The 6,832-nt window shown below is 56.2% G+C and carries 8 protein-coding genes and 1 tRNA gene; all 9 read right to left on the reverse strand.

Annotated features, from left to right (window positions below; translation table 11 throughout):
- Positions 1-225: 225 nt before the first annotated feature.
- Positions 226-1,002 (reverse strand): SDR family oxidoreductase, encoded by a 777-nt coding sequence (locus tag FE702_RS10115; protein WP_147126106.1) that lies wholly within the window; start codon positions 1,000-1,002, stop codon positions 226-228.
- A 35-nt stretch (positions 1,003-1,037) separates the two neighbouring features.
- Entirely contained in the window at positions 1,038-1,991 is a 954-nt protein-coding gene (locus tag FE702_RS10120; RefSeq protein ID WP_147126198.1) for a calcium/sodium antiporter, read from the reverse strand.
- A gap of 176 nt (positions 1,992-2,167) precedes the next feature.
- Positions 2,168-2,956, reverse strand: a complete 789-nt coding sequence (locus FE702_RS10125; RefSeq protein WP_147126107.1) for a S49 family peptidase — start codon at positions 2,954-2,956, stop codon at positions 2,168-2,170.
- Positions 2,957-3,039: 83 nt separating this feature from the next.
- A complete protein-coding gene (locus tag FE702_RS10130) occupies positions 3,040-3,801 on the reverse strand; it encodes an ABC transporter permease (RefSeq protein WP_147126108.1) in 762 nt (253 codons plus the stop codon).
- Positions 3,798-4,730: an ABC transporter ATP-binding protein gene (locus tag FE702_RS10135; RefSeq protein WP_147126109.1), complete on the reverse strand. Its 933-nt coding sequence runs from the start codon at positions 4,728-4,730 to the stop codon at positions 3,798-3,800. The genes FE702_RS10130 and FE702_RS10135 overlap by 4 nt, the downstream gene beginning before the upstream one ends.
- A gap of 160 nt (positions 4,731-4,890) precedes the next feature.
- Positions 4,891-4,967, reverse strand: a tRNA-Met gene (locus FE702_RS10140).
- Between the two features lie 118 nt (positions 4,968-5,085).
- Positions 5,086-5,223: a hypothetical protein gene (locus tag FE702_RS18625; protein WP_186827045.1), complete on the reverse strand. Its 138-nt coding sequence runs from the start codon at positions 5,221-5,223 to the stop codon at positions 5,086-5,088.
- A 153-nt stretch (positions 5,224-5,376) separates the two neighbouring features.
- Complete coding sequence (locus tag FE702_RS10145) at positions 5,377-5,940, reverse strand: histidine phosphatase family protein (RefSeq protein WP_186827046.1); 564 nt, start codon at positions 5,938-5,940, stop codon at positions 5,377-5,379.
- A 29-nt stretch (positions 5,941-5,969) separates the two neighbouring features.
- Positions 5,970-6,755, reverse strand: a complete 786-nt coding sequence (locus tag FE702_RS10150; protein ID WP_147126111.1) for an Fpg/Nei family DNA glycosylase — start codon at positions 6,753-6,755, stop codon at positions 5,970-5,972.
- Positions 6,756-6,832: the final 77 nt, after the last annotated feature.

Consider the following 6,832-nt stretch of genomic DNA (forward strand, 5'->3'; position numbering starts at 1 on the left):
GCATCCACTGAACATGTGGATAACTCACCGGATAAAACTTGGGCACACGCATTTTTTCTTTGTATTTTCATCACTTCGTTACATTGCCTAGTTTTTAAGCACCGCATCAAGGCATTGAAAACAATGGAAACTTTTTTCCAAACATACAATCCGCTGAAAAAGCCCTGTTTTTTGTGACACTTAGCGTCAGCATCCTCTGCAGGTGCACAACTTGACCCTGGGTCGCTATTCGACGCCAAGAACATCGGGTGTTTCCCAGGCCAGATGCTGACCACCATCGACACACAGTAACTGCCCGGTGATCGCTGGCGCATCGAGGAAATAACCAAGAGCGGCCGTGATATCGGACGGGTTCGCGCCACGACCAAGGACAGTTGCCGCGCGCTGGCGTGCAAAGTGCTCTTCTGACTGGCGGCCGCCGCGCAGCGTCGGACCCGGACCGATGGCATTGACACGAACATCCGGGGCAAGCCCTTGCGCCGCCGTCTGCGTCAGCGCCCATAAGCCCATCTTGGCGATGGTATAGGTCGAAAACTCGGGCGTCAGCTTGCGCACGCGCATGTCGATCATGTTGACCACCAGACCCTGCGCCAACGGCTCGCCCGCGTCGTCACGCGCGCCCGCAGGACACTGTGCAGCAAACGCCTGCGTCAGCACATACGGCGCACGCAGGTTGCTTTCCATGTGGCGGTCCCAGCTGCTGCGCGTCGCGGTCTTGATGTTGTCGTATTCAAAGATCGAAGCATTGTTGACCAACACAGTGAGCGGCCCACCCAAAGCCTCTGTCGCCGCAGGAACGAGCGCTTCGACTTCTGCTTCTTTCAAGAGATCAGCCTGCAACGCGACGGCCTTACGTCCCATGGCTTTGATCTCGGCGACGACATCCTCTGCGGCGTCAGCAGATGAGGCGTAATGCACCGCCACGTCATGCCCACGTTGCGCCAGATACAATGCCATGGCGCGCCCCAGTCGCTTACCCGCGCCGGTGACCAGTGCCTGCATGCTGTGTCTCCTCAGTGTATCTTTTGCCGACAAAGCTATGCCAGCACGACCATAAGATAGATCGCGTAAAGCACACTCAAGGCGACGCCCCAGACTCGGGTGATCTTCCACCGGCGGAAGACAAATGGCGCAAGCAACAAGGATGCGCCCAGCATCACCCAAAGGTCGAGTTGCAGGAACTCTTTGTCGACTTCGATGTCACCGATCAGGGAAGTGATGCCGATGATGGCCAACAGGTTGAACATGTTCGACCCGATCACGTTGCCCAATGCCACATCTGCCTGTTTGCGGTAGGCAGCCACCACAGTGGTCGCCAGTTCTGGCAGGGAAGTTCCGATGGCCACCAAGGTCAAACCGATGGCAACCTCTGACATGCCAAAGTCGCGCGCAATGGCGGTTGCCCCATCAACAAGAAGATCAGCGCCCAGCGGCAGACCTGCGATGCCAAGGATCAGAAATACCGAGATCTTCCACCAAGGCATATTTGGATCGGCACCTTCTAGGTCCTCTTCATCCTCAGATGGGCCAGAGCAAGTGTTCCGATGGGCGTGTGCGTCACGCGCCTGATCGAGAAGGATAAACGCAAGCGCAATCAGCAGCACACAACCATGCCAGAACTGGAACTCGCCGGTAAAGGCCAAGGCGATGAACAGGACCGTGGCCGCGATCATGTACAGATAGGATTTCCGGGTATCGCAGTTGGACGTGTCCAGCGTCGCAAGCATCGCCGGAATACCGAGGACGAGCAGGATATTTGCCGTGTTCGACCCGACCACGTTGCCAAGCGCGAGGCCCGGCGCGCCATCATCCACCGCCGAAATCGCGATCAGCAACTCGGGCGCGGAGGTTCCGAAGGCCACGATTGTCAACGACACGATCAATGCAGGAATACCCAAACGCAGGGCAAGGTTCACTGCGCCTTTGACCAGCACGTCACCTGCCAGCAACAGGATCACAAGCCCAAGGACAACGAATGTCCAATCAAGGATCACATCAGAGATCATTTAAGTCCTTTGCACTCGCACGGGCCGCGCCCAAGGCGAAACCGCCCGCAATCGGGGCACTTGGCCTGCTGAAGCCGCTTTTGTCCGGGAAACCGCAAACGACCGAACATGGCCAAAACGGCCATGCCGATCAGGAAAAGGGTGACAATCTTGACGATCATTTACAGCCCGAACTGAGCGTAGGCTGCACGCTCTTCGATCGAGTGGCTCACATCACCAAGGACCCGCGCGCCAATGCGCGACAGCAATGGTTTGCGCTGTTGATAGACCTTGAACTTGGTCTTTTTCCCGAAGATTTCCTTCATCTTGGGCACAACATGCCCAACGCCATCGGCAAGGCCAACATCAATCCCGGACGCCCCAACCCAGATATCTCCGGTAAATAGGTCTTTGTCCTCTGGCAATTTGCCAGCCCGGCGGCGCGCGACGTGGTCCTTGAAGGATTGGTGAATCTGTTCCAGCCAGCCCTTGAGGCGCTCAACATCCTCTGCCTTTTCAGGTTTGAAGGGATCGTTCATCGACTTGGACGTTCCGGCTGTATGCACCCGGCGCTCAACGCCATAGCGTCCGATCAATTCATGCAGACCGAACCCCGCAGAGATTACGCCGATGGACCCGATGATCGAGCTTTCATCGACGTAGATTTCATCGCCCGCACAGGCCAACCAATATCCGCCAGAGGCCGCCACGTCTTCGACAAAGGCGTAGACCTTGACCTCTTTCTCTTCGGCCAAGCGCCGGATGCGGGCGGCGATCAAAGAGCTCTGGACAGGGCTGCCCCCGGGCGAATTGATCACAAGAGCCACTGCGGCAGGTTTGCGCGCGAATGCTTTTTCGATGGTCGGCGCGATGACCTGATCATTCAGACCACGGCCTGACGCAATTATCCCCTCCAGCCGCACAACGGCGACGGTGGGGTCCTCTTTCATTCCAGGGATCCAGCGCTTCATGCGGACTCACATAGGCGGGCCACCAGCAGGCAACAAGGCACCTGCTGATTTTGACGAAACGTCGCAGCTTTACCCTGTGGCATTTATGTCCGAATGCGCCAGCCCGTCTTGAAGATCCACCAGATCACGGCAAGGCAGAGCGTGGTGAAAAACCCGATCGCAAAGAGGGATACGCCGATGGCGACATCGGCTGTGCCAAAGAACGACCAGCGGAAGCCAGAGATCAGATAAACCACCGGATTAAACAGCGTCACAGTCTGCCAGAACGGTGGCAACATCGAAATCGAGTAGAACGATCCACCGAGGAACACCAATGGCGTCACGACCATCAGGGGGACGAGTTGCAGCTGCTCAAAGTTGCCAGCCCAGATGCCGATGATAAAGCCGAGTAACGCAAAGCTGAGGCAGGTCAGCACAAGAAAGGCCAACATCGCCAGCGGATGCGCGATGGTGATGTCGACAAAGAGGAATGACGTGCCAAGGATCACCAGACCGATGAAAAGGCTCTTGGTTGCGGCAGCGCCCACATAGCCGATCACAATTTCGATGAAGTTCACCGGCGCGCTGAGCAATTCATAGATCGTGCCGATGAACTTCGGAAAGTAGATCCCGAAGGATGCGTTCGAGATCGACTGTGTCATGACGCTCAGCATGATCAGACCGGGCACGATAAAGGCACCGTAGCTGACGCCTTCGACCTCTTGGATGCGCGATCCGATGGCCGAGCCAAAGACAACGAAATACAGCGCGGTGGACATGACGGGCGACAGAAAGCTCTGCATCAGCGTCCGGAAAAAGCGCGCCATTTCAAAGCGATAGATGGCCCCTACAGCGGTCAGGTTCATGCTTCGTCCTCCTTATGGACGAGACCGACAAAGATGTCTTCGAGACTGCTTTGGCGGGTTTGGAGGTCTTTCAAAACGATGCCTGCCTTTTGCAAGTCGGTGAGGAGCGATGTGATCCCGGTCCGTTCGCCTGCCGTGTCGTAGGTATAGATCAGCGTCCCGCCATCATCTGACAGGCTCAGGTCGACATCTTCGAACCCGGCAGGAAGGGCTTGCAGAGGCTCGGCCAACTCGATGCGCAATTCCTTTTGACCCATGCGGGCCATTAGCTTGGCCTTTTCTTCAACCAAAAGGATTTTGCCTTTGTTGATCACGGCAATCCGGTCGGCAATCGCTTCGGCTTCTTCGATGTAATGGGTCGTCAGGATGATTGTGACACCCTGCGCCTTGAGCTGCGCAACCGTTTCCCACATGTCTTTGCGCAGCTCGACATCGACGCCTGCGGTTGGCTCATCGAGGAAAAGCACGCGTGGTTCGTGGCTAAGCGCCTTAGCGATCAGGACTCGACGCTTCATGCCGCCAGACAGCTCTTTGATTTGCGCCGTCGCTTTGTCGTCCAGTGACAGGGTCTTCAGCACCTCATCCACATAGGCCGCATTCGAGCGCTTGCCGAACAACCCGCGCGAAAAGCGAACGGTGTTGATCACCTGTTCAAAAGGCTCAAGATTGATCTCTTGGGGGACAAGCCCGATCAGGTTTCGCGCCGCGCGAAAATCAGTGACGGTGTCATGCCCACCGACCGTAATTGTACCATTTGTTTTGGTCGTGATCCCACAGATCGTCGAGATCAGCGTGGTTTTACCGGCACCGTTTGGACCAAGCAGAGCAAGGACTTCACCTTCCTGAATTTCAAGATCAACGCCACTGAGCGCCTCATGGCCGGAGTCATAGACCTTGCGTACATCTTTGACAGAAACAATGGATGGCATGTGAGTCCCCCTTTGGACTGCGGTGTACATGCGCCGAGCCATCAAGCAAACGCCGTTTCAGACATGAGTGCTGTGCAGGAATGAATAGGCCGCAGTCGATCCATGGGCTTGCAATCCCCAGAAACAACAAAAGCCGCCCCGAAAGGCGGCTTGTTTGCGTTGGTTGCGGGAGCAGGATTTGAACCTGCGACCTTCAGGTTATGAGCCTGACGAGCTACCGGGCTGCTCCATCCCGCGCCAACGTTCGGCGTATCTATGGCGAGTCTTCAGAAGGTGCAACCCCCTGAGACCACCCAATTTCACAAACTTCTTACATTCTTCAAATAACGCGCTTCGTCTCGTCTCCGGGACAAAATCAGAAAATGAAATTGCCATTCGAGACGTCTGCGACCGCGGTATCCAGAAGAGTGAACACAAGGCTGAGCCCAGCAAGCCGCCCCAAGAACGACGGTGCGCCAATTATCAAAACAACGAGATCGTCTTCGCTCTTCACCAATAGTGGCAAGGTGATCTAAGCGGTGTTTCGGTTGCCGCACATCGCCACATTTAATCGCAGCCGAATTGGCCGTACTTTGATTATGGCGGGATCGGGGGTGTCCCGCTAAATGTGGCCCGCCCGTTTGAGGACAGGCCGCAAGCAGGCGCACTATCCCGTAAGTTCTATGGGTTCGATCTGAGTAGGACTGCCCTTGCGGTGCGTGACCTTGAACAGGGCCGGACGCGGCATTTGGATGAATTCCGCATATCCATAGCTACGGTCCAGCGTAGAGAGCAGCGAGGCGATCACACCGCCATGTGTGACGGCAAGAGGGGCCGCATATGGCCTGCGGGATATGGCCAGAATCGCTTGGCGCAGACGCCCGAGTACCGCTTGAAAGCTTTCTCCGCCTGGACGTGCCAAACCACGTTTCTCAAAGCGCTGTTCCAAAAGAGGATCGTCTGGGTCGGGGACTTGCAGGGACAAACGGTGTTCACGCAGGTCAGGCATCGTCGTGATGTTCAGACCCGATTTCGCCGCGAATGGGGATGCGGTTTGCAAGGCGCGATCAAGTGGACTTGAAAATATCGCATCAATTTCAAATGCTTCGAGCGTTGGGATTAATGCCTCCGCCGCTCTGCGGCCAGCTTCGCTTAGCGAAGCGGATTGAGACGGACCATCTGCCTCGGCATGGCGAAGAAGGTAAAGGGTCGTCGTGTTTAGGGGGGTCACATATAGCATGTCCCCGACGTAGCACAGATTTACGTACTTTGTGTCTGACAAACTGGACAGTGATACAGCGTCCGGCCAGCCAATGTGGATTTTTCAATGCCTCCCGCACATTCGGGGCATGTGTCACTGGCAAAAATATTGGTCCGTTCGGTGATCGGTTCGCCGGGTTTGGGACGTTCGCCATTGGTGACGATGGCGTTCAACTCGACGCCTAGTTTCAACAGTTCCCGCATTTCGTCCCAGAGCGCACGAAGCGTGGCCTCTGTCAGATCACAACCCTGCGTCATCGGGTCTATACGGCGGAGCCACAAAATCTCGGCACGGTAAATGTTGCCAATCCCAGACATGACCTTCTGGTCCATCAGCAACTTGGCAATCGGCGCACGGCTGCGTCGGATACGTGCAATGGCGCGGTCAGGATCTGGTGGGTCTGCGAGGAGATCGGGACCGTAACGCAGGCGCAGAGTTTCAACGTCGTGCGTCGGTATCAGTTCGCAAGTATTTGGCCCGATGATGTCCAAAACATGCGTCGGTCCTTCCATTCGTAGCCGGACGACGTCTCTTGGCGGGTCCGCCGGTTGGGTCTGAAGGACGAAATACCCACCAAGCCCGAGGTGGATGTGCACAGTGAGGCCGTTGGAGAAATGATAGAAAAGGTGTTTGCCAATGGCACCGGTAGACGTGAGGACCGTGCCGTTTATTTGCTCGGCCTGTGCTGCAAACCGACCTTGTGGTGAGATCGCAGCAATGGTCTTGCCCTGCAGGACGTCTGCATGGTCGCGCGCCGCACGGTGAATTGTGTGTCCTTCTGGCATGGTGACCCTCTGTTGCTGTCAAAGGTATCTAGCGTGCAGAGATCAGTGGCCAATTTGCTTTAAGAATTTGCGGCCCC

Source organism: Shimia ponticola (assembly GCF_007995215.1).
Lineage (GTDB): Bacteria > Pseudomonadota > Alphaproteobacteria > Rhodobacterales > Rhodobacteraceae > Shimia_B > Shimia_B ponticola.